Source organism: Cupriavidus sp. CP313, from assembly GCF_054072015.1.
Genome location: NZ_JBSVZB010000018.1, coordinates 1 through 25740 on the forward strand (window position 1 = coordinate 1; position 25740 = coordinate 25740).

25 protein-coding genes are annotated in these 25740 nt (G+C 67.5%); 14 read left to right on the forward strand and 11 right to left on the reverse strand.

Annotation, left to right across the window (positions count from 1 at the left end):
- Nucleotides 1-275 precede the first annotated feature (275 nt).
- The 4 genes from ACW4E8_RS22845 to ACW4E8_RS22860 all read right to left on the reverse strand — a co-directional run bounded on the left by ACW4E8_RS22845 (nucleotide 276) and on the right by ACW4E8_RS22860 (nucleotide 3485).
- Complete coding sequence (locus tag ACW4E8_RS22845; RefSeq protein WP_010809914.1) at nucleotides 276-1052, reverse strand: enoyl-CoA hydratase; 777 nt, start codon at nucleotides 1050-1052, stop codon at nucleotides 276-278.
- Between the two features lie 93 nt (nucleotides 1053-1145).
- On the reverse strand, nucleotides 1146-1898 hold the full coding sequence (locus ACW4E8_RS22850; protein ID WP_456806763.1) for an amino acid ABC transporter ATP-binding protein: 753 nt from the start codon (nucleotides 1896-1898) through the stop codon (nucleotides 1146-1148).
- Nucleotides 1899-1935: 37 nt separating this feature from the next.
- Nucleotides 1936-2589, reverse strand: a complete 654-nt coding sequence (locus ACW4E8_RS22855) for an amino acid ABC transporter permease (protein ID WP_010809912.1) — start codon at nucleotides 2587-2589, stop codon at nucleotides 1936-1938.
- A 110-nt stretch (nucleotides 2590-2699) separates the two neighbouring features.
- Nucleotides 2700-3485 carry an amino acid ABC transporter substrate-binding protein gene (locus ACW4E8_RS22860; protein WP_456806637.1) on the reverse strand — a complete coding sequence of 262 codons (786 nt, stop codon included), beginning with the start codon at nucleotides 3483-3485 and terminating at the stop codon, nucleotides 2700-2702.
- Between the two features lie 267 nt (nucleotides 3486-3752).
- Here ACW4E8_RS22860 and paaG point away from each other — a divergent pair, with 267 nt between their 5' ends.
- From paaG to paaK, 3 genes are read left to right on the forward strand one after another with little or no spacing between them, the layout of a single operon-like run.
- Nucleotides 3753-4577: a 2-(1,2-epoxy-1,2-dihydrophenyl)acetyl-CoA isomerase PaaG gene (paaG, locus tag ACW4E8_RS22865; RefSeq protein WP_456806638.1), complete on the forward strand. Its 825-nt coding sequence runs from the start codon at nucleotides 3753-3755 to the stop codon at nucleotides 4575-4577.
- 41 nt (nucleotides 4578-4618) lie between these two features.
- Nucleotides 4619-5071: a hydroxyphenylacetyl-CoA thioesterase PaaI gene (gene paaI, locus ACW4E8_RS22870; RefSeq protein WP_456806639.1), complete on the forward strand. Its 453-nt coding sequence runs from the start codon at nucleotides 4619-4621 to the stop codon at nucleotides 5069-5071.
- A 49-nt stretch (nucleotides 5072-5120) separates the two neighbouring features.
- Complete coding sequence (paaK, locus tag ACW4E8_RS22875) at nucleotides 5121-6425, forward strand: phenylacetate--CoA ligase PaaK (RefSeq protein ID WP_456806640.1); 1305 nt, start codon at nucleotides 5121-5123, stop codon at nucleotides 6423-6425.
- A gap of 64 nt (nucleotides 6426-6489) precedes the next feature.
- Here the strand turns inward: paaK and mltA are convergent, their stop codons facing one another.
- Nucleotides 6490-7626 (reverse strand): murein transglycosylase A, encoded by a 1137-nt coding sequence (gene mltA, locus ACW4E8_RS22880; protein ID WP_456806641.1) that lies wholly within the window; start codon nucleotides 7624-7626, stop codon nucleotides 6490-6492.
- Between the two features lie 115 nt (nucleotides 7627-7741).
- Here mltA and ACW4E8_RS22885 point away from each other — a divergent pair, with 115 nt between their 5' ends.
- Nucleotides 7742-7957: a hypothetical protein gene (locus ACW4E8_RS22885; RefSeq protein ID WP_456806642.1), complete on the forward strand. Its 216-nt coding sequence runs from the start codon at nucleotides 7742-7744 to the stop codon at nucleotides 7955-7957.
- 13 nt (nucleotides 7958-7970) lie between these two features.
- On the opposite strand, the gene apaG is transcribed toward ACW4E8_RS22885, so the two are convergent.
- Nucleotides 7971-8345 carry a Co2+/Mg2+ efflux protein ApaG gene (apaG, locus tag ACW4E8_RS22890; RefSeq protein ID WP_456806643.1) on the reverse strand — a complete coding sequence of 125 codons (375 nt, stop codon included), beginning with the start codon at nucleotides 8343-8345 and terminating at the stop codon, nucleotides 7971-7973.
- Nucleotides 8346-8583: 238 nt separating this feature from the next.
- Between apaG and rpe the strand changes: the two genes are divergently transcribed.
- The 8 genes from rpe to ACW4E8_RS22930 all read left to right on the forward strand — a co-directional run bounded on the left by rpe (nucleotide 8584) and on the right by ACW4E8_RS22930 (nucleotide 15915).
- The gene (gene rpe, locus ACW4E8_RS22895) at nucleotides 8584-9285 is read left to right on the forward strand and encodes a ribulose-phosphate 3-epimerase (RefSeq protein ID WP_456806644.1); all 702 of its coding nucleotides are present in this window, start codon (nucleotides 8584-8586) and stop codon (nucleotides 9283-9285) included.
- On the forward strand, nucleotides 9282-10025 hold the full coding sequence (gph, locus tag ACW4E8_RS22900) for a phosphoglycolate phosphatase (protein WP_456806645.1): 744 nt from the start codon (nucleotides 9282-9284) through the stop codon (nucleotides 10023-10025). The genes rpe and gph overlap by 4 nt, the downstream gene beginning before the upstream one ends.
- A 432-nt stretch (nucleotides 10026-10457) precedes the next feature.
- The gene (gene trpE / locus ACW4E8_RS22905; protein WP_456806646.1) at nucleotides 10458-11975 is read left to right on the forward strand and encodes an anthranilate synthase component I; all 1518 of its coding nucleotides are present in this window, start codon (nucleotides 10458-10460) and stop codon (nucleotides 11973-11975) included.
- 20 nt (nucleotides 11976-11995) lie between these two features.
- Nucleotides 11996-12565 carry an aminodeoxychorismate/anthranilate synthase component II gene (locus tag ACW4E8_RS22910; protein ID WP_456806647.1) on the forward strand — a complete coding sequence of 190 codons (570 nt, stop codon included), beginning with the start codon at nucleotides 11996-11998 and terminating at the stop codon, nucleotides 12563-12565.
- 65 nt (nucleotides 12566-12630) lie between these two features.
- On the forward strand, nucleotides 12631-13659 hold the full coding sequence (gene trpD / locus ACW4E8_RS22915) for an anthranilate phosphoribosyltransferase (protein ID WP_456806764.1): 1029 nt from the start codon (nucleotides 12631-12633) through the stop codon (nucleotides 13657-13659).
- Between the two features lie 11 nt (nucleotides 13660-13670).
- Entirely contained in the window at nucleotides 13671-14474 is an 804-nt protein-coding gene (trpC, locus tag ACW4E8_RS22920) for an indole-3-glycerol phosphate synthase TrpC (protein ID WP_456806648.1), read from the forward strand.
- 3 nt (nucleotides 14475-14477) lie between these two features.
- The gene (locus ACW4E8_RS22925) at nucleotides 14478-15107 is read left to right on the forward strand and encodes a CYTH domain-containing protein (RefSeq protein WP_456806649.1); all 630 of its coding nucleotides are present in this window, start codon (nucleotides 14478-14480) and stop codon (nucleotides 15105-15107) included.
- A 31-nt stretch (nucleotides 15108-15138) separates the two neighbouring features.
- Nucleotides 15139-15915 carry a uracil-DNA glycosylase gene (locus tag ACW4E8_RS22930; RefSeq protein ID WP_456806650.1) on the forward strand — a complete coding sequence of 259 codons (777 nt, stop codon included), beginning with the start codon at nucleotides 15139-15141 and terminating at the stop codon, nucleotides 15913-15915.
- Nucleotides 15916-15919: 4 nt separating this feature from the next.
- On the opposite strand, the gene ACW4E8_RS22935 is transcribed toward ACW4E8_RS22930, so the two are convergent.
- Nucleotides 15920-16198 carry an acylphosphatase gene (locus ACW4E8_RS22935; RefSeq protein ID WP_456806651.1) on the reverse strand — a complete coding sequence of 93 codons (279 nt, stop codon included), beginning with the start codon at nucleotides 16196-16198 and terminating at the stop codon, nucleotides 15920-15922.
- A gap of 212 nt (nucleotides 16199-16410) precedes the next feature.
- On the opposite strand from ACW4E8_RS22935, the gene ACW4E8_RS22940 reads away from it, so the two are divergent.
- Both ACW4E8_RS22940 and ACW4E8_RS22945 read left to right on the forward strand, forming a co-directional pair.
- Complete coding sequence (locus ACW4E8_RS22940; protein ID WP_456806652.1) at nucleotides 16411-18162, forward strand: ABC transporter permease; 1752 nt, start codon at nucleotides 16411-16413, stop codon at nucleotides 18160-18162.
- A gap of 7 nt (nucleotides 18163-18169) precedes the next feature.
- Nucleotides 18170-19513: an ABC transporter ATP-binding protein gene (locus tag ACW4E8_RS22945; protein ID WP_456806653.1), complete on the forward strand. Its 1344-nt coding sequence runs from the start codon at nucleotides 18170-18172 to the stop codon at nucleotides 19511-19513.
- Nucleotides 19514-19523: 10 nt separating this feature from the next.
- On the opposite strand, the gene ACW4E8_RS22950 is transcribed toward ACW4E8_RS22945, so the two are convergent.
- From ACW4E8_RS22950 to ACW4E8_RS22965, 4 genes are all read right to left on the reverse strand, one after another.
- Entirely contained in the window at nucleotides 19524-21893 is a 2370-nt protein-coding gene (locus tag ACW4E8_RS22950; RefSeq protein WP_456806654.1) for an FUSC family membrane protein, read from the reverse strand.
- 50 nt (nucleotides 21894-21943) lie between these two features.
- Nucleotides 21944-23758, reverse strand: a complete 1815-nt coding sequence (locus ACW4E8_RS22955; RefSeq protein ID WP_456806655.1) for a M61 family metallopeptidase — start codon at nucleotides 23756-23758, stop codon at nucleotides 21944-21946.
- 70 nt (nucleotides 23759-23828) lie between these two features.
- Nucleotides 23829-24833, reverse strand: a complete 1005-nt coding sequence (gene acuI, locus ACW4E8_RS22960; RefSeq protein WP_456806656.1) for an acrylyl-CoA reductase (NADPH) — start codon at nucleotides 24831-24833, stop codon at nucleotides 23829-23831.
- A gap of 112 nt (nucleotides 24834-24945) precedes the next feature.
- The gene (locus ACW4E8_RS22965; RefSeq protein ID WP_456806657.1) at nucleotides 24946-25704 is read right to left on the reverse strand and encodes a DsbC family protein; all 759 of its coding nucleotides are present in this window, start codon (nucleotides 25702-25704) and stop codon (nucleotides 24946-24948) included.
- Nucleotides 25705-25740: the final 36 nt, after the last annotated feature.

The window sequence follows — 25740 nt, forward strand, 5'->3', positions numbered from 1 at the left end:
CGCTGCGGTCAGCGCTGCAAACTTCGCTGCGCCAACCTCCCGGTCGACCCCGCAACCCTTGCTGCGTCTGCTTTGCAGCGCTGCGTTGTGTGTTGCGAGGGGGCGAATAGTAGGCCGGATTCGCGCACCTTGCAACAACTTTGTCACAACGATCCGCTAGGGGTTCCGGGGATTATGTCGTAAGCCATTGAGTGGCAAAGGAAATCCCGGAAAAGACGAGTGCGGGAGAAACTTAATACCCCCGCACTGCTCTCGGGTATTCCCTGATTCAGGCCTTAGCGATGCTGGAAATTCGGGCTGCGTTTCTCGACGAAAGCGGCCATGCCTTCCTTCTGGTCTTCGCTGGCGAAGGTGGCATGGAACAGCCGGCGCTCGAAGTGCACGCCTTCGGCCAGCGTGGTCTCGTAGGCGGCGTTGACCGACTCCTTGATCATCATGACCACCGGCAGCGAGAACCCGGCGATGGTCTCAGCGGCCGCCAGCACTTCGTCCAGCAGCTTGTCGGCCGGCACCACGCGCGACACCAGGCCCGAGCGCTCGGCTTCGGCGGCGTCCATCATGCGCGAGGTCAGGCACAAGTCCATGGCCTTGGCCTTGGACACCGCGCGCGGCAGGCGCTGGGTGCCGCCGGCGCCGGGCATGGTGCCCAGCTTCACCTCGGGCTGGCCGAACTTGGCCGAATCTGCCGCGATGATGATGTCGCACATCATCGCCAGCTCGCAGCCGCCGCCCAGCGCATAGCCGGCCACGCCCGCAATCACCGGCTTGCGGATCTTGCGGATGGTTTCCCAGTTACGGGTGATGTAATCGCCCTTGTACACATCCATGAAGGAATACTTGGCCATCATGCCGATATCGGCGCCGGCGGCGAAGGCACGTTCGCTGCCGGTAATGACGATGGCGCCGATGCCCTCATCCTGGTCGAAGGCGGTCAGCGCGGCGCCCAGTTCGTCCATCAGCGCGTCATTGAGCGCGTTCAGGGCCTTCGGGCGGTTCAGCGTGACCAGGCCAACACGGCCACGGGTCTCGACCAGGATGTTTTCGTACGGCATGTCTTCTCCTATGTATTTGCAGGCGGATGGCACCGTCGCCACCGGCTGCGGGCTATTCTGCCACCTGTTGCGGCGTGGCGGCGCAGGCGCCGCCTAGAGCATATGTGCCAGGAATTCGCGGGTGCGCGCGTGAGCTGGTGCACCGAACACTTCCACAGGCGGCCCTTCCTCCAGGATCCTGCCCTCATCCATGAACACGACGTGGTTTGCCACTTCCCGCGCAAACCCCATCTCATGCGTCACGACAAGCATGGTCATATGTTCTTCGGCCAGTTGCCGCATGGTGCGCAGCACCTCCCCGGTCAGCTCCGGGTCCAGCGCGGAGGTCGGCTCGTCGAACAGCATGATGTCGGGCTCCATCGCCAGCGCCCGCGCAATCGCCACCCGCTGTTTCTGGCCGCCGGACAGGCGTGCCGGGTAGCTGTCCCGCTTGGCCAGCAGGCCGACCTTGCGCAACAGCTCCTCGGCCTTGGGCACCACCGCATCGCGCGCCAGTCCCTTGACGGTCATGGGGGCTTCGATGATGTTCTGCAGCACCGTCATGTGCGGAAACAGGTTGAACGACTGGAACACCATGCCCATCTTCCGGCAGATGCGGCGCACTTCCGCGTCCGCCACATATCTGGCTGCGCCGTCAGGGCCGGCGGCCGCCAGCGCCTCGCCTTCGATCTCAATGGTGCCGCGGTCGATCACTTCGAGATGATTCAGGCAGCGCAGCAAGGTACTCTTGCCCGAGCCCGAGGGCCCGATCACCGCGGTGACATCCCCCTTGTGCAAGGTCAGGGAGACACCGCGCAAGACCTCCAGTGGCCCGAACGATTTGAAGAGATCCCGCGCCGCGATCATGATGCCGGGCGCATGGTGGGAATGGGCGCCGGTCGGGCTAGTCATCATGTTTGGCATAGCGTTTTTCGAGATTCTGGAAGAACCAGGTCAGAATCAGCGTCATCACCAGATAGAAGAGCGCGGCGACCAGGAAAGGCGTGGTGGTGAAATCACGCTGCACGATGCCACGCGCGGTGCGAAGAATATCGTTGAGGGCCAGCACGTAGATCAGGGACGTGTCCTTGATCAGCGTAATGGTTTCATTGCTGACCGGCGGCAACACCCGGCTGACCATCTGCGGCAACACGACCCGCCGCATGGTCTGGAAATAGGTCATGCCCAGCGCCTTGCTGGCTTCATACTGGCCGCGATCGACCGACTTGATTCCGGCGCGGAAGATTTCCGCGAAATAGGCCGCGTAGTTCAGGGCGAAGGCCACCACCGCGGCGGGAAAGTCAGGCAGGCGCACGCCGATGACCGGCACGAACGGCAGCGCGAAATAGATAAACAGCATCTGCAGCATCAGCGGCGTGCCGCGCATCAGCCAGATGTAGCCATTGACCAGGCCGCTCAGCCACGGCCATGACGAGATGCGGGCCAGCGCCAGCGCAAGCCCCAGCGGCACCGACAGGGCAAGCGTGATGGCGAATAGTGTTAGCGTGACTTGCGCACCCTGCGCCAATGGCGCCAGAAGAGATAAGACGTAGTCCATGCTCGCGCGAAACAGAAGGAGGTGGGATCCCAGGCGCCGGGCCGGCGCGTGAGTCCGGATGTGGCGCGGCGCCCTGCCGGAACGGCGCAGGGCGTCACGCAGCGTCTGGATTACTTGGTGATGTCAGTGCCGAACCACTGGGTGGCAATGCGGGCTGCCGTGCCATCCTGCTTCATGGAAGCCAGGGTCTTGTCGAGCTTGCCGAGCAGCTCGGCGTCATCCTTGCGCACGCCGACGCCATATTCTTCCGTGCCGAAGTTTTCCTCCAGCACCTTGTATTCGCCGGCACGCTTGCTGATGAGGTAGCGGCCCACCACTTCATCCACCACAATTGCGTCGAGGCGGCCGGTCGACAGGTCCATCAGGGCCGTCACGTTATCGCCGAAGGTCTTGAGTTCCTTCAGGCTGGCGGCGACCTGGCTTTCCTTCTTGATCGCGTCCACCGCGCTGCTGCCGTCCTGCGCGCCGACAATGCGGCCGGCCAGGTCGGCCTTGGCCTTCACCGGCGAGTTGGCACCGACGATGACGATCTGGTGGTTCGTCATATAGGGCGCGGTGAAGCTGATGTTCTTCTTGCGCTCTTCGGTGATGGTCAGCCCGTTCCACAGCACATCGACGCGCTTGCCGTTGAGTTCCGCCTCCTTGGCGCTCCAGTCGATCGGCTTGAATTCGACCGTCATGCCGAGACGGCGGCTGGCCTCCTTGGCCATATCGATATCGAAGCCGACCAGCTCGTTGTTGTTATCGCGAAAACCCATGGGCGGGAAATTGTCGTCCAGGCCGACAATGATCTTGGTGGCCGTGTCGGCGCCGGCAGCAGGGGCCGCCTCTTTCTTGCCGCACGCCGCAAACAGCGCCACGGACGAAATCAGGAGTAATGCAGCGATCTTCTTCATAGGATTTCCAATGCGAATAGGCGAGCATGCCGGGATCCGCACACAGATGTCGGCCGGCAGGTTTCAGATTGTTGTTGGCAGCGCGATTATAGAGCGACGCCCGCGCCCGGCATTGCGGACCGTGCCGGCATTGGAAGCCACGTGCCAACCCGCAGCCAAAAATTAGTGCTAACATTTGCCGACCGACTGGTCGGTTTATTTAAGAGGCGCCGTCGACAACAGCCGCCCGCGCCGACCGCGACAAAATATCCGGCAGGAGACAACCCAATGCCCCCGATATCCACCTCCGCTGGCCAGCCGGTCAGCATCGATGCCGGCCCGGTCTTGCTGCAATGGCAGGGCCCGGTGGCCGTGATCACCCTGAACCGCCCCGACAAGCTCAACAGCTTCACCCGCGCGATGCACCAGGCGCTGCAGCAGGCGCTCGACCATGTCGAGGCCGGCGGCGCGCGTGCCCTGCTGCTGACCGGGGCGGGCCGCGGCTTCTGCGCCGGCCAGGACCTGGCCGACCTGGATTTCACGCCCGGGCACATGACCGACCTGGGCGAGCTGATCGATACCTGGTTCAACCCGCTGATCCGCCGGCTGCAGGCCCTGCCGCTGCCGGTGGTGGCGGCGGTCAACGGCACCGCGGCCGGCGCCGGGGCCAACCTGGCGCTGGGCTGCGACATGGTGCTGGCGGCGCGCTCGGCCAGCTTTATCCAGGCTTTCGTCAAGATCGGGCTGGTGCCGGATTCGGGCGGCACCTGGCTGCTGCCGCAGCGCATCGGCATGGCGCGCGCGCTAGGCCTGGCCATGACCGGCGAGCGGCTGACCGCCGAAGAGGCCGAGAAATGGGGCCTGGTCTGGGAGACCATGGACGACCCGCTGCTGCCGGAACAGGCGCTGGCGCTGGCCACGCACCTGGCCGGGCAGCCGACCCGTGCGCTGGCCGCGATCAAGCGCGCCATGTATGCCAGCGCCACCGCCACGCTGGACGCCCAACTGGACCTGGAACGCGACCTGCAGCGCGAGCTCGGCCAGTCCGCCGACTATGCGGAGGGCGTCAACGCCTTCCTCGAAAAACGCGCACCGCACTTCACCGGCAAGTAAGCCGCGCGGGCCTGCCCCGCACCTATATATAGGAGACCAGCTTGAAACAGGACCCCCAGGCCCTCGCCGAAGCGGCCGCCGCCGCCATGTACGAAGCCGACACCTGCAGCCGCTGGCTGGGCATCACGGTCGAGGCCGTGCGGCCCGGCTATGCCCGGCTGACCATGCCGGTGCGCAAGGAATTCCTCAACGGCCACGGCATCTGCCACGGCGGCCTGATGTTCACGCTTGCCGATTCGACCTTCGCTTTTGCCTGCAACAGCCATAACATCAACACCGTGGCGGCAGGCTGCAGCATCGAATTCCTCAAGCCCGTGCACGGCGGCGACGTGCTGACCGCCGAGGCCAACGAGCAGGTCCTGTCCGGCCGGCACGGCATCTACGATATCCGCGTGACCAACGCCGCGGGCCAGGTGGTGGCGATGTTCCGCGGCAAGTCGGCGCAGATCAAGGGACACGTGGTGCCGCCGCCTGAAGGGACAGAAGGCACCTGAGCAAATCCGGCAAGATACTTAAGACAAACGCCCCCGTGCAGGAGACGACATGAGCACGCGCCTGACCGATCTGCCCCTGGATGCGATCGAGACCGCCAGCCGCGCCGAGCTGCAGGCCTTGCAGCTGGAACGGCTGAGATGGTCGCTCAACCACGCCTTCGCCAATTCGCCGGTGTACCGCCGCAAGTTCGACGAAGCCGGGGTCCACCCCGACCAGCTGCATTCGCTGGCCGACCTGGCGCGCTTCCCGTTCACCAGCAAGCAGGACCTGCGCGACAACTACCCGTTCGGCATGTTCGCCGTGCCGCAGGACCGCGTGGCGCGCATCCACGCCTCGTCCGGCACCACCGGCAAGCCCACCGTGGTCGGCTACACGCTCCAGGACATCGACAACTGGGCCACGGTGATGGCGCGCTCGATCCGCGCCTCGGGCGCGCGGCGCGGCGACAAGGTGCACATCAGCTACGGCTACGGCCTCTTCACCGGCGGCCTGGGCGCGCACTACGGCGTGGAAAAGGCCGGCCTGACCGCGATCCCCTTCGGTGGCGGGCAGACCGAGCGCCAGGTGCAGCTGATCCAGGACTTCAAGCCCGAGGTCATCATGGTGACCCCCAGCTATATGCTGGCGATCGCCGACGAGTTCGAGCGCCAGGGCATCGACCCGGCCAGCAGCTCGCTGCGCGTTGGCATCTTCGGCGCGGAGCCGTGGACGCCGGAAATGCGGCTGGCGATCGAGAAGCGCATGGGCATCTCGGCAGTCGATATCTATGGCCTGTCAGAGGTGATGGGCCCGGGCGTAGCCAATGAGTGCGCCGAGACCAAGGACGGCCCGACCATCTGGGAAGACCATTTCTACCCCGAGATCATCGATCCCGACACCGGCGCGGTGCTGCCCGACGGGGAGTTCGGAGAGCTGGTGTTCACCTCGCTGACCAAGGAGGCGATGCCGGTGGTGCGCTACCGCACCCGCGACCTGACCCGGCTGCTGCCGGGCACGGCGCGTGCGGCATTCCGCCGCATGGAGAAGGTCACCGGCCGCACCGACGACATGATGATCGTGCGCGGGGTCAACGTGTTCCCGTCGCAGATCGAGGAACTGATCCTCAAGCACGCCGAGCTGGCGCCGCACTACCAGTGCGTGCTGACCAAGGACGGCCACATGGACACGCTGACGGTGCGCGTGGAATGCGCCCACGGCAGCGAGCCCACGCTGGCGCAAGGCGCGCGCGAGCGGCTGGCGCAGGAGATCAAGGCCTATATCGGCGTCACCGCCGGCATCGAGGTGCTGCCCGAGGGCGGCGTCGAGCGCTCGGTGGGCAAGGCACGGCGGATCGTCGACCAGCGCCCGCGCTGAGGGCTGTCCACCATGAAGAAAGGGCGCCGCGATGGCGCCCTTTTTGCGTTGCCGGCTGCTGCGCTCAGCTGCGCGGCATCAGCACCCACATGCGGCCGCCCTGCTTCATGCGGCCCGCGGTCTCGCCGGCGGCGTCGCCGGCGCCCCAGAAGAAGTCCGCGCGCACCCCGCCCTTGATGGCGCTGCCGGTGTCCTGCGCGAACATCAGCCGCTGGATCGGCTCGGTCGAGAGCGGGCGCGTGGTCGACAGGAACACCGGCACCCCCAGCGGGATGGTGGCCGGGTCGACCGCGATCGAGCGCTCCGCGGTCAGCGGCACGCCCAACGCGCCCACCGGGCCGTCGTTGTTGGCCGGCAGCTCGCGGAAGAAGACAAAGCGCGGGTTGATGTTGAGCATCTCGTCGACGCGGCCCGGGTTGGCGCGCGCCCACGCCTTGATGCCCTGCATGGTGGCCTGCGCCGGCGTGATCTCGCCGCGGTCCAGCAGCCACTTGCCGAACGAGCGGAACGGCTGGTCGTTGGTGCCGCCGAAGCCTACCCGCATGATGGTGCCGTCGGCCATGCGGATGCGGCCCGAGCCCTGGATCTGCAGGAAGGCGGCCTCGACCGCGTCATCCACCCATGCCAGCTCGCTGCCGCGCATGGCCGGGTTCTGCAGCAGCTCGGCGCGGGCCGGCAGCGGGCGGTTGGCGAACTGCGCCGGCTTGCGGTACAGCGGCACCTGGAACTTGCCTTGGCGCGTGCGCGAGCCGTGCAGGATCGGTTCGTAGTAGCCGGTGATCAGGCCGTTGTCAGTGCCGTCGCCGTTGACCACGCGGTACGGCTGGAAGTTGCTTTCGAAATAGGCACGCATGGCGTTGAGGTCGCCGGCATCGACCATCATGCCGGCGGCACAGGCGCGGCCCCACTCGGCGCGCTTCTTCAGCGCCTGGCAGCTGGCCTGCAGCGCGGGCCAGGCGGCGCGCACGTCGTCCTGGGCCCAGCCGCCGATTTCGGCCCAGCTGGCGGCCTGCAGACTGCCCTTCTGCGACGAGGCCGTCGGCGGCGTGGTGCCGGCCGGGCCGGTCTCGATGCGCGGCGGCGGGCCGCTCATGCAGCCGGCCAGCAGCACGGCCGCGCCGGCCAGCGCCAGCCAGCCGCGAATGCGGAGCGAGCGCCAGGGAGAAACTGGGGAAATCGGGAAAGAGTCTGCGTATGCCATCTTGCTATTGTTCAAAGTCCGGGCCGGCGCAGCTTGCGGGGCCGATTGCCCCTACAATCCCACCGTCATCCTTCAACCATCGCCTGCGCCCCCGCGGGCCTGCGCTGCATCCGCCATGAGCAAGTTCTTCGAAGCCCATCCCATGCTGCTGTTCGCCCTGGAAGCCGGCGTGGCGCTGTTCCTGCTGATCTTTATCGTGGTCTGGACCATGGGCACGGCGAAAAAGAACCCGCGTCCCACGCGCGCCCCGTCCGAGCATCCGTCGCGCCAGCCGGCGCAGGGCGCCGCTGAAGCGCCGTCGCAGGATCAGGACAGCGCATCGCGCCAATAGGTTCCCCGCAGGGTCAGTGCAGCATGCGCGGCAGCACCAGCGCGAATTCAGGGATCGGCACCTCGAAGCGGTGGCCGTCCTCGGCCACGCAGAAGTATTCGCCCTTCATCGAGCCCACCGGGGTCGAGATGGTGGCCCAGCTGGTGTACTCGAAATGCTCGCCCGGCTTGAGCAGCGGCTGGTGGCCGACCACGCCCAGGCCCGCCACTTCCTGCGTGCCATTGTCGCTGTCGGCAATGACCCAGTGGCGCGAGATCAGCTGCGCCGCCACCTCGCCGGTATTGTGGATGGTGATGGTGTAGGCGAAGGCATGGCGCCCGCGCTCAGGTTCTGACTGGTCCGGCAGGTACTGGGTGCGTACCGAGACGGAGAAAGCGTACTCGCTCATCGTGGGCAGGGCCGGCTTGAGACGCCAGGCAGGGAAGTGGGTAGCCGCATTGTGCGGGATGGCCGCGGCACGGGCAAGAGCACCGGCAGGATCACCGCGCGTCGGGGCAGCGGTAGAATATAGCCCTTTCAGGGCCGGGCCGTGCCGGACGCCCCGCCTGACCCCCTCTGGCGCCCGCCCCTGGGCGCGCCAGAGACGCAAACAGCATTCCCCAGCACCCCACCTCCTAGCCGCCGACATGAGCACGCCCACCTACCGCATCGCCCCGTCCATCCTGTCCGCCGACTTTGCCCGCCTGGGCGAGGAAGTGCGCCGCGTGACCGAGGCTGGCGCCGACTGGATCCATTTCGACGTGATGGACAACCATTACGTGCCCAACCTGACCGTGGGCCCGCTGGTGTGCGAGGCGATCCGCCCGCATGTGACCGCGCCGATCGACGTGCACCTGATGGTGCGCCCGGTGGACCGGATCATCCCGGACTTTGCCAAGGCGGGCGCCAATATCATCACCTTCCACCCGGAAGCCAGCGAGCACGTGGACCGCTCGCTCGCGCTGATCCGCGACCACGGCTGCCAGGCCGGCCTGGTGTTCAACCCAGCCACGCCACTGCACCACCTGGACCACGTGATGGACCGCCTGGACGTGATCCTGCTGATGTCGGTCAACCCGGGCTTCGGCGGCCAGTCGTTCATCCCCGAGACGCTCAACAAGCTGCGCGCCGTGCGCCAGCGCATCGACGAATACACCGCCCGCACCGGCCGCACCATCCTGCTGGAAGTGGACGGCGGCGTGAAGGTGGACAACATCGCCGAGATCGCCGCGGCCGGCGCCGACACCTTCGTGGCGGGCTCGGCCGTGTTCGGCAAGCCCGATGCGGACGGCGGCTACCGCGGCATCATCTCGGCACTGCGCCGCGAACTGGCCAAGGCTGGCCAATGACCGAGGGCGTGTTCCTGCGCCGCAACGACTGGCGCGGCATCGAAGGCGTGATCGTCGACCTCGACGGCACCATGGTCGACACCGCGGGCGATTTCCACGCCTCGATCAACGCCATGCTGCTGGCGCTGGGCCGCCAGCATCCCAACCTGGGCCCGGCGGCGCCGATGTCCGAGGCGGAGATCGTCAGCTATGTCGGCAAGGGCTCGGAAAACCTGATCCGGCGCGTGCTGGACGCGCGCTTCTCGCCGCTGCATGCCAACGGCCTGTTTGCCGACGCCTATGCGCTGTACGACCGCGAGTACATCCGCATCAACGGCCAGTTCTCGCAGGTCTACCCCGGCGTGCGCGAAGGCCTGGCGGCGATGAAGGCGGCCGGGCTGCGCCTGGCCTGCGTGACCAACAAGCCCTACAGCTTCACCGAGCCGCTGCTGGCCAAGACCGGGCTGGCCCAGTACTTCGAGCTGGTCTACGGCGGCGACGCCTTCCCGCTGCGCAAGCCCGACCCCTTCCCGCTGCTGAAAGTGGCCGACGCCTTCGGGCTGGAGCCGTCGGCCATGGCGGCGCTGGGCGACTCGGAAAACGACGCGCAGGCGGCCCGCGCGGCCGGCATGGGCGTGCTGCTGGTGCCCTATGGCTACAACCATGGCAACCCTGTACAAGGCGTTGACGCCGATGGTATAGTCGATTCCATTGTCCACGCCGCAGCGCTGTTTGCGGCACACTGGGCAGGTCATCGATAGTCCGAATTTCGTCGATCCCGACCAAATCCCAAACATTTCATGTTTCTTAACCGCAAACGCATCTCTTCTGGCAGTGATCGGCAGGCTTGGCCCTGGCGTCGCTGGCGCGCCTCCCAACAGGCGTAAAGTGCGTTCGCGAGTCTGCTGACACGCCCTCGACCCGAGGGCGTCGCCACCACCGGCCAAGGCACCAAGCCATGCCGGGCATCACCACCCAAACCCGCCAAAAGCCAGCGTAGCCATATTTCTCTGCTACGTTTAGCTCAAGAACGCGCCGCACGCCCTCTCTCCGGCCGTGTGCAGCCTTGTCCGCAAGCTTGCTGCACCACGGTCCGCCACCGGGGCGGGATTCCATACGCTCCAGCCTTACCTGCCGACAAGCGGCGCCGCGCCTGACCCATGCTGCAGCGCGGGCCGTACAAGAGGACCGACATGACCGAACTGGAATTCAAATCGCTGGCCGACCAGGGCTACAACCGCATCCCGCTGATCGCCGAGGCCTTTGCCGACCTGGAAACGCCGCTGTCGCTGTACCTGAAGCTGGCCCAGTCGCAGACCCGCGGCGTCAACACCTTCCTGCTGGAATCGGTGGTGGGCGGCGAGCGCTTCGGGCGCTTTTCGTTTATCGGCCTGCATGCCCGCACGCTGCTGCGCGCCTTCGGCAACCGCACCGAGGTGGTGACCGACGGCAAGGTGGTGGAAACCCACGAAGGCAACCCGCTCGATTTCATCGCCGAGTTCGAACAGCGCTTCAAGGTGGCGCTGCGCCCGGGGCTGCCCCGCTTCTGCGGCGGCCTGGCCGGCTACTTCGGCTACGACGCGGTGCGCTATATCGAGAAGAAGCTCGCCGACACGCAGAAGCCCGATGACCTGAACCTGCCCGATATCCAGTTGCTGCTGTGCGAGGAACTGGCCGTCATCGACAACCTGTCGGGCAAGCTCTACCTGATCGTCTACGCCGACCCGACCACGCCCGAGGCCTACCCTCGCGCCCGCCAGCGCCTGCGCGAGCTGCGCATGAAGCTGCGCCAGCCGGTCGACGTGCCGGTCACCAGCCCGTCGGTGCAGACCGAGGTCTACCGCGAGTTCGCCAAGGCCGACTACCTGGCCGCGGTGCACAAGGCCAAGGAATACATCATGGCCGGCGACATGATGCAGGTGCAGATCGGCCAGCGCCTGGTCAAGCCCTACCGCGACGCACCGCTGTCGCTGTACCGCGCGCTGCGTTCGCTGAACCCGTCGCCGTACATGTACTTCTACAACTTCGGCGACTTCCAGATAGTGGGCGCGTCGCCGGAGATCCTGGTGCGCCAGGAAGAGCGCAAGGTCGGCACCAACGGGGACATGCGCAGCGAACACATCGTCACCATCAGGCCGCTGGCCGGCACGCGCCCGCGCGGCAATACGCCGGAGAAGGACGCCCAGCTGGCCACCGAGCTGCTGAACGACCCCAAGGAGATCGCCGAGCACGTGATGCTGATCGACCTGGCGCGCAACGATATCGGCCGCATCGCCGAGACCGGCTCGGTCAAGGTCACCGACAAGATGGTGATCGAGAAGTACTCGCACGTGCAGCATATCGTCAGCTCGGTCGAAGGCACGCTGCGCGAAGGCATCAGCAACCTGGACGTGCTGCGCGCGACCTTCCCGGCCGGCACGCTGTCGGGCGCGCCCAAGGTCCACGCCATGGAAATCATCGACGAGCTGGAGCCGCGCAAGCGCGGCATCTACGGCGGCGCGGTGGGCTACCTGTCGTTCGGCGGCGAGATGGACCTGGCAATCGCGATCCGCACCGGCATCGTCAAGGATGGCAATCTCTACGTGCAGGCCGCCGCCGGCATTGTTGCCGATTCGGACCCCGAAGCCGAATGGAGGGAAACTGAAGCCAAGGCACGCGCCGTGATCCGCGCCGCCGAGCAGGTCCAGGATGGCCTGGACTCCGACATCTGAAAGAACAGGAGACAGACGCCATGCTGCTGATGATCGACAACTACGATTCGTTCACCTACAACCTGGTCCAATATTTTGGCGAACTGGGCGTGGACGTACGCACCTACCGCAACGACGAGATCACCATCGAGGAGATCGAGGCGCTCAAGCCGGACCACATCTGCGTCTCGCCCGGCCCGTGCAGCCCGAAGGAAGCCGGCATCTCGGTGGCGGCGCTGCAGCACTTTGCCGGCAAGATCCCGCTGCTGGGCGTATGCCTGGGCCACCAGGCCATCGGCGAGGCCTTTGGTGGCAAGGTGATCCGCGCCAAGCACGTCATGCACGGCAAGGTCAGCACCATCGAGACCACGCAGCAAGGCGTGTTCGCCGGACTGCCCAAGCACTTCGACGTGACGCGCTATCATTCCCTGGCGATCGAGCGCGAAACCCTGCCCGATTGCCTGGAGATCACCGCCTGGACCCCGGACGGCGAGATCATGGGCGTGCGCCACAAGACGCTCGCCGTAGAAGGCGTGCAGTTCCATCCCGAGTCGATCCTGTCCGAGCATGGCCATGCGCTGCTGGCCAACTTCGTCAAGGCGCCGCGATGAGACTGCTCGATTCCGCACCCGCCAGCACGCACCACGCCCCGCAGACTTCCGATACTGAGAACGCCATGTCCATCACGCCGCAAGAAGCCCTGACGCGCTGCATCGAGCACCGCGAGATCTTCCATGACGAGATGCTGCACCTGATGCGGCAGATCATGCAGGGGCAGATCTCGCCGGTGATGGCCGCCGCGATCCTGACCGGCCTGCGCGTCAAGAAGGAAACCATCGGCGAGATTTCCGCCGCCGCGCAGGTGATGCGCGAGTTCGCCAACAAGGTGCCGGTGGCCGATCGCGAGAACTTCGTCGATATCGTCGGCACCGGCGGCGACGGCTCGCACACCTTCAATATCTCGACCGCATCGATGTTCGTCGCGGCCGCTGCCGGCGCCAAGATCGCCAAGCATGGCAACCGTGGCGTCAGCTCCAAGTCGGGCAGCGCAGACGTGCTGGAAGCGCTGGGCGTGAACATCATGCTGACGCCCGAGCAGGTCGGCCAGTGCATCGAAGAAACCGGCATCGGCTTCATGTTCGCGCCCACGCACCACCCGGCGATGAAGAACGTCGCCCCGATCCGCAAGGAGATGGGCGTGCGCACCATCTTCAATATCCTGGGCCCGCTGACCAATCCGGCCGATGCGCCCAACATCCTGATGGGCGTGTTCCACCCCGACCTGGTCGGCATCCAGGTGCGCGTGATGCAGCGCCTGGGCGCCAAGCACGCCATCGTGGTGTACGGCAAGGACGGCATGGACGAGGTCTCGCTGGGCGCCGCCACCCTGGTCGGCGAACTGAAGGACGGCGAGGTGCGCGAGTATGAGATCCACCCCGAGGACTTCGGCCTGCAGATGATCTCCAACCGCGGCCTGAAGGTGGCCGATGCGACGGAGTCGAAGGAAATGCTGCTTGAAGCGCTGACCAACGTGCCGGGCACCCCGCGCGAGATCGTGTCGCTGAACGCCGGCACCGCGCTGTATGCCGCCAACGTGGCCGACTCCGTCGAAGACGGCATCCGCCGCGCGCGCGAGGCGATTGCCAGCGGCGCGGCGCGCGAGAAGCTCGACCAGTTCGTGCGCGCCACCCAGCAGTTCAAGTAAGAGACGCGAATATGTCCGACATCCTGCAAAAGATCCTGGCCGTGAAGGCCGACGAAGTCGCCGCGGCGCGCAAGAAGCGCGACCTGCCCAGCCTGCGCGCCGAGGCCGAAAGCCTGCGCACTGAGCCAGGCCTGGCACCGCGCGGCTTTGAGCGCGCGCTGCGCGAGAAGATCGCCGCCGGCCAGGCCGGCGTGATCGCCGAGGTCAAGAAGGCATCGCCGTCCAAGGGCGTGCTGCGCGAGCACTTCGTGCCCGAGGCCATTGCCGAAAGCTACGCCAGCCATGGCGCTGCCTGTTTATCGGTGCTGACCGATGTGAACTTCTTCCAGGGACACGCCGACTACCTGAAGCGCGCCCGCGGCGCCTGCCCATTGCCGGCTCTGCGCAAGGACTTCATGGTCGACCTGTACCAGGTGTATGAAGCGCGCACCTGGGGCGCCGACTGCATCCTGCTGATCGTCGCCGCGCTGGACCCGGGCCTGATGGCCGAACTGGAAGCCTGTGCGCTTGAGCTCGGCATGGATGTGCTGGTGGAAGTGCACGGCGACGACGAGCTCGACGCGGCACTGCGCCTGAAGACTCCGCTGCTCGGCGTGAACAACCGCAACCTGCGCACCTTCGAGGTGTCGCTGGACAACACCCTGGACCTGCTGCCGCACATGCCGGCCGACAAGCTGGTGGTGACCGAGTCCGGCATCCTCGGCCCGGCCGATGTGCAGCGCATGCGCGATGCCAACGTGCATGCCTTCCTGGTGGGCGAAGCGTTCATGCGGGCGCCGGAACCGGGCGTGGAGCTGGCACGGCTGTTTGCCTGAGCGATGGCCCAGGAAATCGAACTCAAGCTGGCCGTCCCCGACGACGCGCTGGCCCCGCTGGCCGCCTGGCTCGACGCCAATGGCGCCCCGCAGGGTGAAGCCACACTGCTCAACGTCTACCTCGATACCCCGGAACGCGACCTGGCGCAGGCGCGTGCCGCGCTGCGGTTGCGCCGCAAGGGTCCGCAATGGCTGCAAACGCTGAAGACCGCCGGCAGCAGCCAGGCAGGACTGGCCACCCGGCATGAATGGGAAACCGAAATCGCCGGCGAGTCCATCGACCTGCAGCGCTTCCCCGCCGAGGCGCAGGCCGTGCTCGCGCCGCTGGTCGGCAGGCTGGCGCCGGTGTTCCGCACCGACTTCGTCCGCCGCACCTGGCTGGTCATGCAGGACGGCGCGCGCATCGAAGCGGCGCTCGACACCGGCACCATCACCGCTCCTGCCAGCGCCACACAGGAACCCATCCAGGAACTCGAACTGGAATGGCTCGATGGCGACGCCGCGCACGCGGCCGATGCCCTGCGCGCCTTTGCCGCGCGGCTGACCACCGTTGCTGCGCTTGCACCCTCGGACCTCAGCAAAGCCGCCCGCGGCTACCGCCTGGCAGGAATCGCCGAAGGCAAGGCCTCATAATCGCGGTTTTCCCGCCAAGCTTTCCTCACGCATGCAAGCCGATCTCTTCGCCGCCGAAGCCCCCCGCGCCCCCGGCGAACCGTCCCCTGCCGCCAGCCTGCAGGCCCAGGCAGACACCCTGCCCGCCGCCTGGCGCGCGCTGATGGATCCGTGCATCCGCGTGCCGGCGTGGCAGGAGCTGGCCGCCTTTGTCGACGGCGAACGTGCCGCCGGCAAGCCGGTATTCCCGCACCATGTCTTCCACGCGCTGCACCTGACGCCGCCCGACGCGGTCAAGGTGGTGATCCTGGGCCAGGACCCCTACCACGGCACCGGCACGGTCGGCGGCGTGGAGCTGCCGCAGGCGCACGGGCTGGCGTTCTCGGTGCCGGAAGGCATCAAGGTGCCCCCCAGCCTGCGCAACATCTTCAAGGAAATCGCCGCCGAGTTCGGCGCCAACGGCAACGGCGCGCCGCGCACCTCCGGCAACCTGGAAGGCTGGGCGCGCCAGGGCGTGCTGCTGCTCAACACCGTGCTGACGGTGGAACAGGGCCAGGCCGCCAGCCATGCGCGGCGCGGCTGGGAAGCCGTCACCGATTGCCTGATCCAGAACCTCGCCGCCAGCCGGCCGAACCTGGTGTTCATGCTGTGGGGCAGCCACGCGCAGGCCAAGAGGCCGCTGCTGGGCGCCGGCCACTGCGTGCTGGAAGCGCCGCATCCGTCGCCGCTGTCGGCGCACCGGGGCTTCCTGGGCTGCGGGCACTTCCGCGAAGCCAACCGCTGGCTGGAAGCGAACGGCCGCACGCCGGTCGACTGGACTGCCGCCTAGTCCATCAGATCGTCGGCCGGAACTCGAAGCCGGCAAACTCCCCTTCCCCAGGCCCGACCTCGACGAGCGTCACTTGGGCCGCCGGCGGGCCCTGTTCCATCCACGCCTGCAGGGCTTCGAGCTGCTTGACCGTGCCGTGCGCCATCACCTCGACGGTGCCGTCGATCCGGTTGCGCACCCAGCCGCCAAGCCCCAGGTCGTCCGCCGCGTCGGCGCAGGCGGCGCGGTAGCCCACGCCCTGCACGCGCCCATGCGCGACCAGGCGCCAGGTTTCCTTCTTCATGGCTTGTCCCTTTGAGTGCACGCCGGCAGCGTGCGCGATCTGTCATCCACACCAAGTAAACTAGACCGCCATGCCGGGCGTTACAAAGGGATGCGCGCCGCCCGGCGTGAAGCCGGCGGCATGCGGGCTTTGCCATTGTCCGCCGGGGCCGCGATCCAGGGCCGGGTTACAAGCCCTGCCATCCAAGCTCGATACAAGCCCGAGAAGCGCCCATGATGCCACCCGCCGACCACCGCGCGGCCCCGCCCGCCCCTGGCTTTGACAGCCAGCTGCTGCGCGCGCCGCCCAACCGCTTCGACCTCGCGCTGCTGCCGATGATCCTGGCCGTGATCGTGATGGTCGCGTTCGCCGCGCAGCAGATGAACGTCCCGTTCCAGCCCGACCAGCAGCTGGCGGTGCACCTGGACGTGGCCTACCTGCCCTACTACCTGATGCGCACCAGCATCCGCATGCTGGCGGCGCTGGCGGCGTCGCTGCTGTTCTCGCTGGCGTTTGCCGCGCTGGCGTCCAAGAGCCGCACGGCAGAGAAGGTGCTGGTGCCGGCGCTGGACATCCTGCAGTCGATACCCGTGCTGGGCTTCCTGTCGATCACCGTGACCGGCTTCATCGCCCTCTTCCCGGGCAACCTCGCCGGGGTGGAGTGCGCGGCGATCTTCGCCATCTTCACCTCGCAGGCGTGGAACATGGCGTTCAGCCTGTACCAGTCGTTCCGCACCATCCCGGGCGATTTGCTGGAAGCCGCGGCCATGCTCCGGCTGTCGCCGTGGCAGCGCTTCTGGCGGCTGGAAGTGCCGTTCGCCATGCCGGGGCTGCTGTGGAACATGATGATGTCGATGTCCGGCGGCTGGTTCTTCGTGGTGGCGTCCGAGGCGATCTCGGTGTCGGGCCACGATATCCGCCTGCCCGGCATCGGCTCCTATATCGCGCTGGCGATCCAGCAGCAGGACCTGGCCGCGATCGGCTGGGCCATCCTGGCGATGCTGGTGGGCATCCTGGTGTACGACCAGCTGCTGTTCCGCCCGCTGGTGGCATGGGCCGACCGCTTCCGCTTCGAGACGCTGGCGCAGGACAAGCTGCCGCAGTCGTGGCTGCTGGACCTGCTGCGCCGCTCGGCGTGGGTGGGTGCACTGCTGGCGCAGACGGCGGCGCTGGCCGGGCGCACGCTGGCGTGGGGCGCGCGCCGCGGGCAGGCCCCGGCGCAGCCGGACAATCCGCGGCGCGCGCTGTGGTTCGGCCGCGTGCGCGACGCCGTGATCGTGCTGGTGGCATTGGCCGCGTTGCTACGGGTGGGCTACTTCGTGCACAGCGAAGTGGGCTGGGCCGAAGTCGGCCATGTGCTGTGGCTCGGCACGATTACGATGGTGCGCGTCGTGGTGCTGATCGCGCTGGCGGCGCTGGTGTGGGTGCCGATCGGCATCCGCATCGGCCTGAACCCGGAACTGGCGCGCATTGCCCAGCCGATTGCGCAGTTCCTGGCCGCCTTCCCGGCCAACCTGATGTTCCCGCTGGCGGTGATGCTGATCGTGCGCTTCAGGCTGAACCCGGAGATCTGGCTGAGCCCGCTGCTGATCTTCGGCACGCAGTGGTACATCCTGTTCAATGTGGTCGCCGGGGCCTCCGGCATCCCCACGGAGCTGAAGCTGGCTGCACGCAACTTCGGGCTGCGTGGCTGGCTGCTGTGGAAGCGCTTCCTGATCCCCGCGGTGTTCCCCAGCCTGCTGACCGGGCTGGTGACAGCCGCCGGCGGCTCATGGAACGCCAGCATCGTGTCCGAGTACGTGACCTGGGGCGACCGCACCATCGTCGCCACCGGGCTGGGCAGCTATATCGCCGAGACCACCGCGCGCGGCGACTTCCCGCGCATCGCGCTGGGCATAGTCGTGATGGCGCTGTTCGTGGTCGGCTTCAACCGGCTGCTGTGGAACCGCCTGTATCAACTCGCGCAAGAGCGCACCCGCTTGTAAGGCAACGATGGCAGAGAACATTGCATCCACCGCCGCCCCCGCCGTGATCGAGCTGCGCGGCGTCGGCAAGATCTTCCGCACCGCCAGCCAGAGCGACCGCGCCGTGCTCGAAGGCGTGGACCTGACGCTGCGCGAGGGCGAGATCGTCGCCATGCTGGGCAAGTCCGGCTCGGGCAAGTCCACGCTGTTGCGCATCATGGCCGGGCTGGTCGGCGCCGACCGTGGCGAGGTGGACTTTCGCGGCGAGCGCCTGGCCGGCACCGCCGAAGGCATCGCCATGGTGTTCCAGTCGTTCGCGCTGTTCCCATGGCTGACGGTGCAGCAGAACGTTGAGCTGGGGCTCGAAGCCCAGGGCGTACCCAGGGCCGAGCGCGAGCGCCGCACCGAGGCCGCGATCGACATGATCGGGCTGGCCGGCTTCAACAGCGCGCTGCCGCGCGAGCTGTCGGGCGGCATGCGCCAGCGCGTGGGCATTGCGCGCGCGCTGGTGACCGAGCCGGACCTGTTGCTGATGGATGAAGCCTTCTCGGCCCTGGACGTGCTGACCGGCGAGACCCTGCGCGACGAGATGCTGGCGCTGTGGGAAAGCGGCCGCGCCAATATCCGGAGCATCCTGATCGTCTCGCACAATATCGAAGAGGCGGTGATGATGGCCGACCGCATCGTGATCCTGTCGAGCGACCCGGGCCGCATCCGCGCCGAAGTGCCGGTGGCGCTGCCGCGCCCGCGCAACCGCGACAGCGTGCAGGTGCGCGCGCTGGTCGACGAGATCTACGCGCTGATGACCGCCCCCGCCGCCGAAGCGCGCGTGCCCGCGCAAGCGCCCGCGCGCCAGATCGCCTATCGGCTGCCGGACGCCGACATCAGCCAGATGGAAGCCATCCTCGACCTGCTGTGCGAGGCGCCCTTCAACTGCCGCGCCGACCTGCCCCACCTGGCCGACGAAGCCGGCCTCACCGACGACGAACTGCTGCCTGCGTGCGAAGCGCTGCAGCTGGTGCAACTGGTGTCGATCGAGCGCGGCGACATCGCCGTCACCGAGGCCGGCCGCGCGTGGTACGCCGCCGGGCCGCAGCAACGCAAGGTCATGTTCGGCCAGCAGTTGCTGGGCAACATCGCACTGGCCGCCCACATCCGCCGCGAACTGGTGGCCAGCGAGGCCGGCGAGATCCGCGAGGAACAGGTGCTGCACGAACTGGAGCAGTTCCTGAAGCCCGCCGAGGCCGAGCGCGTGCTCAGCGTGGCGATCGGCTGGGGGCGCTACGGCGAGATCTACGAGTACCGCTACAACAGCGGCATGCTGACACTGCCCGAGGAAGAGCTGCCCGAAGCGCCGTCAGCCCAAGGCTGAGCCACCAGGCTCAGACGCGCGCACGCATGGCGCGCCCGATGGCCCCCGTGCGCAGCGCGATCTTGGCCGCATCCTCGCGCAACGCGCGCAGGCGGCGGTCCAGCACCGCATTGGCCGGACGGCCGGTGGAGCTGGCGGTGGGACCGGCCTCATGGCTGGATTCGCCGGCGGCGGCCGCGTGCACCAGCACGTCGGTGCGGCGCTTGTCGGCCGAATCGGCCAGGCGGGCGCGGCGTTCGGCGACGGCGTCTTTGGCAGCCTCGGCGAATTCGGTGCTGACGGTAGCCGCTACCGGTTCGGCACCGGCGACAGCTTCAGCGGGGGTTTCGTCCGCCTTGCGTTCCACCGGCGTTTTCCCGCTGCGGATAAAGCCCGCGCCACGAGCGCCGCCCCGCTCATCGGCATGCAGCCGCTCGCTGGCCACCTGCAGGCTGTGGCTGGCGGCCTCGGTGGCCTGCTCGATCGCGGCTTCCGCGGCCGGGATATCGAGCTCGTCATAGTGCTGGCGCACCTGGATGCGCGCCGCCGCCACGTGCGCCGCCACCAGGTAGTTCTGCACGATAAAGCGGTTCAGGTTGTCCACCGCGCGGTGCCGGCTCTTGGGCTCGTCCTGCATGCGCTGGAACGACGAGATCAGCGCCGACAGGTTGTCCATGAACTGCTTGCGCTGCACGCGGTAGGCAAAGTCATCCTTGGTCCGGCGCAGCAGCAGGTCGCGCGTGGCGCCGATATAGCGGCGGTTGGCCTGCAGCACGCCTTCCACCAGCTTGGGGATGGCGCGGTATTCCCAGCTCGGCAGCACAAAGCTGAACAGCGAGGCGATGATGCCGCCGATCACCGTATCCACCAGCCGCTCGCCCGCCACGGTGGGACTCCCCGGCATCAGCAGGTGGATCTGGATCAGCACCTGGATGCAGGCGGCAATCGCGGTGTAGCGGTACTTGATGGTCACGAACGCGGCGCTGGCCACCAATGACAGGAACAGTACGCCCAGCAGGATCAGCGGCTGGTGCACCACCTTCAGGATCGCGACCGAGACCACGCAGCCGATCAGCGTGCCGATCAGGCGGTCGTTGTAGCGCTGCTTGGTCATGCTGAAGTTGGGCTTCAGGATGACGATGATGGTCAGCAGGATCCAGTAGCTGTGCGACACATAGGGCAGGTGCTCGGCAATCCACAGCCCCAGCGCCACCGCCATTGAGATCCGCAGCGAGAAGCGGAACGCCGGCGAACTCCACTTCAGGTTCTCGCGCAGCACGCTGAACTCATACTTCTGGCGCGTCAGGAAGGGCGTCATGTCCGTGCCGGGCAGCACCCTGGCCGGCTCCACCGGCGTGCGCGACGCTTCGTGCAGCTGGCCGACCAGCGTGATCGCGCCGCGCATCATGTCGAGCGTTTCGACCAGCGCCGTCATCGCCGCCGGGTTGATATGGTGGTGGTGCAACTGCGCGATCTCGGCCTCGACCGCGCGCAGGCCCTGGCGGTATTCCACCGTGGCGTACGAGGCGCGGCCGCGCGTGACCTCGTAGGCGATCTCTTCCACGTCCTTGCACATCTGCGTCACCAACCCGCGCAGGTGGTCCAGTACCGGCGTGCCGGCGAACGTCTGGCGCAGCAGCGGATAGTCGGTGTTGGTCGACAGGATGTACTCGTACAGGTCGAGCATGCGCAGGTGCACCTGCACCAGCAGCCCGTCGTGCGGGGTGCGGTTGCCGCGCAGCACCAGGTCGCGCGCGGCCTGCTGGCGCTCGGCCACCACGATCTGCTGGCGCACCAGCTGGTTGAACTGGGCCTCGTAGTCGTTGCCGGCGTCGTAGAAGCCGGCCTTGATCTCGAGATAGCCGGCCAGCTCATACAACGATTCGGCCAGCACCTGCTGCTTGGTGCGGCGCTCGGTGATCCAGCTCACCAGCATCGCATAGCCGAGATAAGCGACCGCGCCGATGCTGAACAACGCCGAGTGCTCCAGCGCGCGCCGCACCAGGAAGTCTTCGTTGATCGTGAGCGTCATCACGAACAGCGCCGCGAACTGCAGCGGCAGCGTCTTGTTGCCGTACACCGTCATCATGCCGGCCAGGAACGTCACCAGCACCAGCAGGAACGGCATCACGCGCGGGAACGGCGTGGCCAGCGCCACCACCAGCGTGACCACGCTGCACAGCAGCACGCTGGCCAGCATCTCGTTGAACTTGTGGTTCAGCGGACTGGGCAAGTCCATCAGGCTGGTGCACAGCGCGCCCATCGACACCACCATCGCGGTGGGCAGGTCGCTGAAGTGCAGCGCGATCAGCGTGGCGCCGATCACCCCGGTGGCCGAGCGCAGCCCCCGGTAGACGTAGTGCGAATACAGGAAGGTGCGGGGATCGTGCGCGTATTGCATGCAGCGGGGGCGATGGCGTGCGGTGGCGGGTGTGGCGGCGGAAGACTAGTTCACTGGCCCAGCCAGCGCGAGCGCGCCGCGTGCCGTCCGCTCTCCAGCTTCACCTTGAACTGCGCCGCCGGCTCGCGCGCCAGCGTCACCGGCCGCGCCTGCAGCTCGTCGCGGCGGAAGGCGTGCAGCTCGATGCGGTCGCCGGTGCGGTAGCGCGCCAGCAGCTTGTCGAGCTGGCCGGGCGCCACGCGCAGGCCGTCGAGGGCCACCAGCAGGTCGCCCGCGGACAGGCCCGCGGCCTGCGCCGCGCCGCCGTCCAGCACCTGGGTGACGCGCACCCAGCCGTCCTCGGTCTTGACCTTGATCCCCAGCGCCGCGGTGCGCGCCGGCTTCTGCGCCTCGGCCTTGACGCCGAAGGTCTTGAACAGCGCCGGCAGCGGCAGCTCGCCGGTGCCTTCGGTCAGCGAGCGCAGCAGCGGCCCCATGCGCAGGCCGGTGACTTCATCGAACAGCGCATGGGCCTCGGCCTCGGTCACGCCGCGCTGCACCGCGCCCGGCGCATAGAAGCCGCGGCCGTAGCGGCGCCACAGCGCGCGCATGACATCGTCCAGCGAGCGTCGCCCGCGGGTCTTGTCGCGGATGGTCAGGTCCAGCGCCAGCGCCACCAGCGAACCCTTGGTGTAGTAGCTGACGATGGCGTTGGGGGCGTTCTCGTCCTGGCGGTAGTACTTGGTCCAGGCATCGAAGGAGCTTTCCGCCACGCTCTGCTTGGTGCGGCCGCTGCCGCGCAGCACGCCGTTCCAGGTCTTGGCCAGCATCTCGATGTACTGCGCATCGGTGATGCAGCCGGAGCGCACCAGCACCAGGTCGTCGTAGTAGCTGGTGAAGCCCTCGAACAGCCACAGCAGCGGGGTATAGGTTTCCTCCGCCAGCCGGTACGGCACGAACGCGGCCGGCTTGATGCGCTTGACGTTCCAGGTGTGGAAATACTCGTGGCTGCACAGCCCGAGAAAGGTGCGGTAGCCCTCGCTGGTATCGCTGTCGCCGCGCACCGGCAGGTCATTGCGCGCGCACATCAGCGCGGTGCTGGCGCGGTGCTCCAGGCCGCCGTAGCCGTCGGTGGTGACCATCGTCATGAAGACGTAGCGGCGGTTGCTGTCCAGGAACGGCGCCTGCGCGGTCTTGGGCTCGAACAGCCGGATCTGCGTCTCGCAGATGCGCTTCAGGTCGCGGCACACGCGCTCGAGGTCGAGCTGCGGCACGCGCCCGGTGAAGACCACGTCATGCTGCGCGCCGCAGGCGCGGAAGCTGGCCAGCTGGAAAGTGCCCATCTCGACCGGATGGTCGACCAGCTCATCGTAATCGGCCACCTGGTAGCGGCCGAAGCCGTAGCGCTTCGCGCCTGCGCGGCCCGGCGCTTCGCGCATGGCGGTGGCCACGCGCCAGTCGCGATAGGCCTCGCCGGCGGGCGCATGGATATCGACGGTGCATGGCCGCTCGGCCTGCCCGTCCACGCACAGGAACACCGAGCTGCCGTTGAAGAAACCGTGGGTGGTGTCCAGGTGCGCCGCGCGCACCGACAGGTCCCAGGCATAGACCTCGTAGCTGAGCGTCAGCGGGCCGTCGGCCAGGCTGACCGGCGCGGCCTGCCAGCGCTGCTTGTCGAGCTTGGTCAGCCTGACCTCGCGCCCGCCCGCATCGGCGCGGATGCGCACGATATTGCGCGCGAAGTCCCGGATCATGTAGCTGCCCGGGATCCAGGCCGGCAGCGAGAAACACTGGCCGGCGGGATCGGGCTCGCTCACGGTGACGGTGACGGCAAACAGGTGCGCTTCAGGCTGAAGCGGGGCAATGGCGTAGCGGATCGGCGTCATGGACTGGATTGTAACGTCGGCGCTTGCGGGCGGCGCCGACGCGGTGGTGCATCAGGGCGACGGTGCGCGATCAGCCGCGATTCACATCCACCACCACGCGCCCGCGCATGCCGCCTTCCATGATCTTGCGGCCCGCCTCGATCGCATCGCCCAGGCCGATCTCGCGCGTCAGCGCATTGAGGCGGTCCGGCTCCAGGTCGCTGGCCAGCCGCTGCCAGGCCTGCTCGCGCAGCGGCATCGCCGCCATCACGCTGTCGATGCCGTGCAAGGTGATGCCGCGCAGGATGAACGGCGCCACCGACCCCGGGAAGTCCAGGCCCTGCGCCAGCCCGCACGCCGTCACCACGCCGCCGTAGCGCACCTGGGCGCAGGCATTGACCAGCGTGTGCGAGCCGACCGAGTCGACCACCGCGGCCCAGCGCTCCTTTTGCAGCGGCTTGCCGGGCACGCCCAGTTCGGCGCGGTCGATCACTTCATCGGCGCCCAGCGCCTTCAGGAAATCCGCTTCCCTGGTCTTGCCGGTCGAGGCCACCACCTTGTAGCCAAGCTTGCTCAACAGCGAGATCGCCACCGTCCCCACCCCGCCCGAGGCGCCGGTCACCAGCACCTCGCCATCGCCCGGGCGCACCGGGCCGTTGACGCCGCCGCGCTCCAGCGCCAGCACCGACAGCATCGCGGTATAGCCCGCGGTGCCGATCGCCATGGCCTGGCGCGTGGTGAAGGCGTCGGGCAGGCGCACCAGCCACTCGCCCTTCAGGCGCGCGCGCTGCGCCAGGCAGCCCCAATGCGTCTCGCCCACGCCGTAGCCATTGAGCACCACCTTGTCGCCAGCCTTCCAGCGCGGGTGCGCGGATTCCAGCACCGTGCCGGCGCCGTCGATGCCCGCCACCATCGGCCACTTGCGCACCACCGGCGAGCGGCCCGTGATCGCCAGCCCGTCCTTGAAGTTGATGGTGGAGTAGTCGACGGCAACCAGCACGTCGCCGTCGGCGGGCAGCTGCGCGTCGTCGAGCGTGGCGATATTGGCCTGGGTGGCGCCGTCGGCCTGGGTCAGCAGCAATGCCTGGAAGGTCATGGTGTCTCCTTTGTCGCCTGTCGGCGATCGCATGGAATCAGGGGGAAGGCAGAAAGCAGAACGGCCGGACAAGTCCGGCCGTCGATCGGGCCGGGACAGGTCCGGCGCGCGCTTATTTCTTGATGCTGGCGAGCTTGCGTTCCAGCGTGGCGACGTCCGCCGCGCCGGGGATGCGGGTGCCGTCGGTGAAGAACACCGCCGGCGTGCCGGTCACGTTCATGCTGTGGCCCAATGCCAGATTCTCTTCCAGCGGGGTCTTGCAGCTGCCGTTGCCGGTCAGCGCCACCTGCTTGAGCATCCAGTCGCGCCAGGCCTTGGTGCGGTCAGACGCGCACCAGACCTGCTTGGCCTTGGCTTCAGAATCCGGCGACAGCACCGGGTACAGGAAGGTGTACACGGTGATGTTGTCCATCTGCTGGAAGGTCTGCTCGATGCGCTTGCAGTAGCCGCAGTTGGGGTCAGAGAACACCGCCACCTGGCGGCTGCCATCGCCCTTGCTCCACTTGATCGCGCGCGCCAGCGGCAGGTCCGACCACTTGATGCGGTTGATCTCGGCCAGCCGCTCTTCGGTCAGGTTGGCGCCGGTGCGGGTGTCGATCATCTCGCCGTTCAGGATGTAGCGGCCCGAGGCGTCGGTGTAGACCACCTGCCCGCCGATATTGGCCTCGAACAGGCCCGGCACCGGGGTCTTGCTCACGCTCTTCACTTCGGCGCGGGCGCCCACCATCTTCTGCAGCGACTCCTTGATGCGGTCGGTGCCGGGCTCGCCCGCGGCCATGGCATGCAGCGCGAAGCCGGCCGCTGCCAGCCCGCCGGCGATGGCGGTGATCGCGGCGCTCATGGCGGGGCGGCGGCGCAGGAATGGGAACATGTGGACTCCAGAGTATTCGGTAAAGGGATCGAAACG

What these genes read in the sequence shown, in the direction of transcription:
- ACW4E8_RS22950 (WP_456806654.1), bottom strand. Translation starts at nt 21,893, where the DNA reads ATGCAATACGCGCACGATCCCCGCACCTTCCTGTATTCGCACTACGTC.
- ACW4E8_RS22850 (WP_456806763.1), bottom strand. Translation starts at nt 1,898, where the DNA reads ATGATCGCGGCGCGGGATCTCTTCAAATCGTTCGGGCCACTGGAGGTC.
- gph (WP_456806645.1), top strand. Translation starts at nt 9,282, where the DNA reads ATGACCGAGGGCGTGTTCCTGCGCCGCAACGACTGGCGCGGCATCGAA.
- ACW4E8_RS22940 (WP_456806652.1), top strand. Translation starts at nt 16,411, where the DNA reads ATGATGCCACCCGCCGACCACCGCGCGGCCCCGCCCGCCCCTGGCTTT.
- ACW4E8_RS22855 (WP_010809912.1), bottom strand. Translation starts at nt 2,589, where the DNA reads ATGGACTACGTCTTATCTCTTCTGGCGCCATTGGCGCAGGGTGCGCAA.
- ACW4E8_RS22935 (WP_456806651.1), bottom strand. Translation starts at nt 16,198, where the DNA reads ATGAAGAAGGAAACCTGGCGCCTGGTCGCGCATGGGCGCGTGCAGGGC.
- ACW4E8_RS22860 (WP_456806637.1), bottom strand. Translation starts at nt 3,485, where the DNA reads ATGAAGAAGATCGCTGCATTACTCCTGATTTCGTCCGTGGCGCTGTTT.
- ACW4E8_RS22910 (WP_456806647.1), top strand. Translation starts at nt 11,996, where the DNA reads ATGCTGCTGATGATCGACAACTACGATTCGTTCACCTACAACCTGGTC.
- ACW4E8_RS22965 (WP_456806657.1), bottom strand. Translation starts at nt 25,704, where the DNA reads ATGTTCCCATTCCTGCGCCGCCGCCCCGCCATGAGCGCCGCGATCACC.
- acuI (WP_456806656.1), bottom strand. Translation starts at nt 24,833, where the DNA reads ATGACCTTCCAGGCATTGCTGCTGACCCAGGCCGACGGCGCCACCCAG.
- ACW4E8_RS22945 (WP_456806653.1), top strand. Translation starts at nt 18,170, where the DNA reads ATGGCAGAGAACATTGCATCCACCGCCGCCCCCGCCGTGATCGAGCTG.
- trpC (WP_456806648.1), top strand. Translation starts at nt 13,671, where the DNA reads ATGTCCGACATCCTGCAAAAGATCCTGGCCGTGAAGGCCGACGAAGTC.
- ACW4E8_RS22885 (WP_456806642.1), top strand. Translation starts at nt 7,742, where the DNA reads ATGAGCAAGTTCTTCGAAGCCCATCCCATGCTGCTGTTCGCCCTGGAA.
- paaG (WP_456806638.1), top strand. Translation starts at nt 3,753, where the DNA reads ATGCCCCCGATATCCACCTCCGCTGGCCAGCCGGTCAGCATCGATGCC.
- mltA (WP_456806641.1), bottom strand. Translation starts at nt 7,626, where the DNA reads ATGGCATACGCAGACTCTTTCCCGATTTCCCCAGTTTCTCCCTGGCGC.
- trpE (WP_456806646.1), top strand. Translation starts at nt 10,458, where the DNA reads ATGACCGAACTGGAATTCAAATCGCTGGCCGACCAGGGCTACAACCGC.
- rpe (WP_456806644.1), top strand. Translation starts at nt 8,584, where the DNA reads ATGAGCACGCCCACCTACCGCATCGCCCCGTCCATCCTGTCCGCCGAC.
- trpD (WP_456806764.1), top strand. Translation starts at nt 12,631, where the DNA reads ATGTCCATCACGCCGCAAGAAGCCCTGACGCGCTGCATCGAGCACCGC.
- paaK (WP_456806640.1), top strand. Translation starts at nt 5,121, where the DNA reads ATGAGCACGCGCCTGACCGATCTGCCCCTGGATGCGATCGAGACCGCC.
- apaG (WP_456806643.1), bottom strand. Translation starts at nt 8,345, where the DNA reads ATGAGCGAGTACGCTTTCTCCGTCTCGGTACGCACCCAGTACCTGCCG.
- ACW4E8_RS22925 (WP_456806649.1), top strand. Translation starts at nt 14,478, where the DNA reads ATGGCCCAGGAAATCGAACTCAAGCTGGCCGTCCCCGACGACGCGCTG.
- ACW4E8_RS22955 (WP_456806655.1), bottom strand. Translation starts at nt 23,758, where the DNA reads ATGACGCCGATCCGCTACGCCATTGCCCCGCTTCAGCCTGAAGCGCAC.
- ACW4E8_RS22930 (WP_456806650.1), top strand. Translation starts at nt 15,139, where the DNA reads ATGCAAGCCGATCTCTTCGCCGCCGAAGCCCCCCGCGCCCCCGGCGAA.
- ACW4E8_RS22845 (WP_010809914.1), bottom strand. Translation starts at nt 1,052, where the DNA reads ATGCCGTACGAAAACATCCTGGTCGAGACCCGTGGCCGTGTTGGCCTG.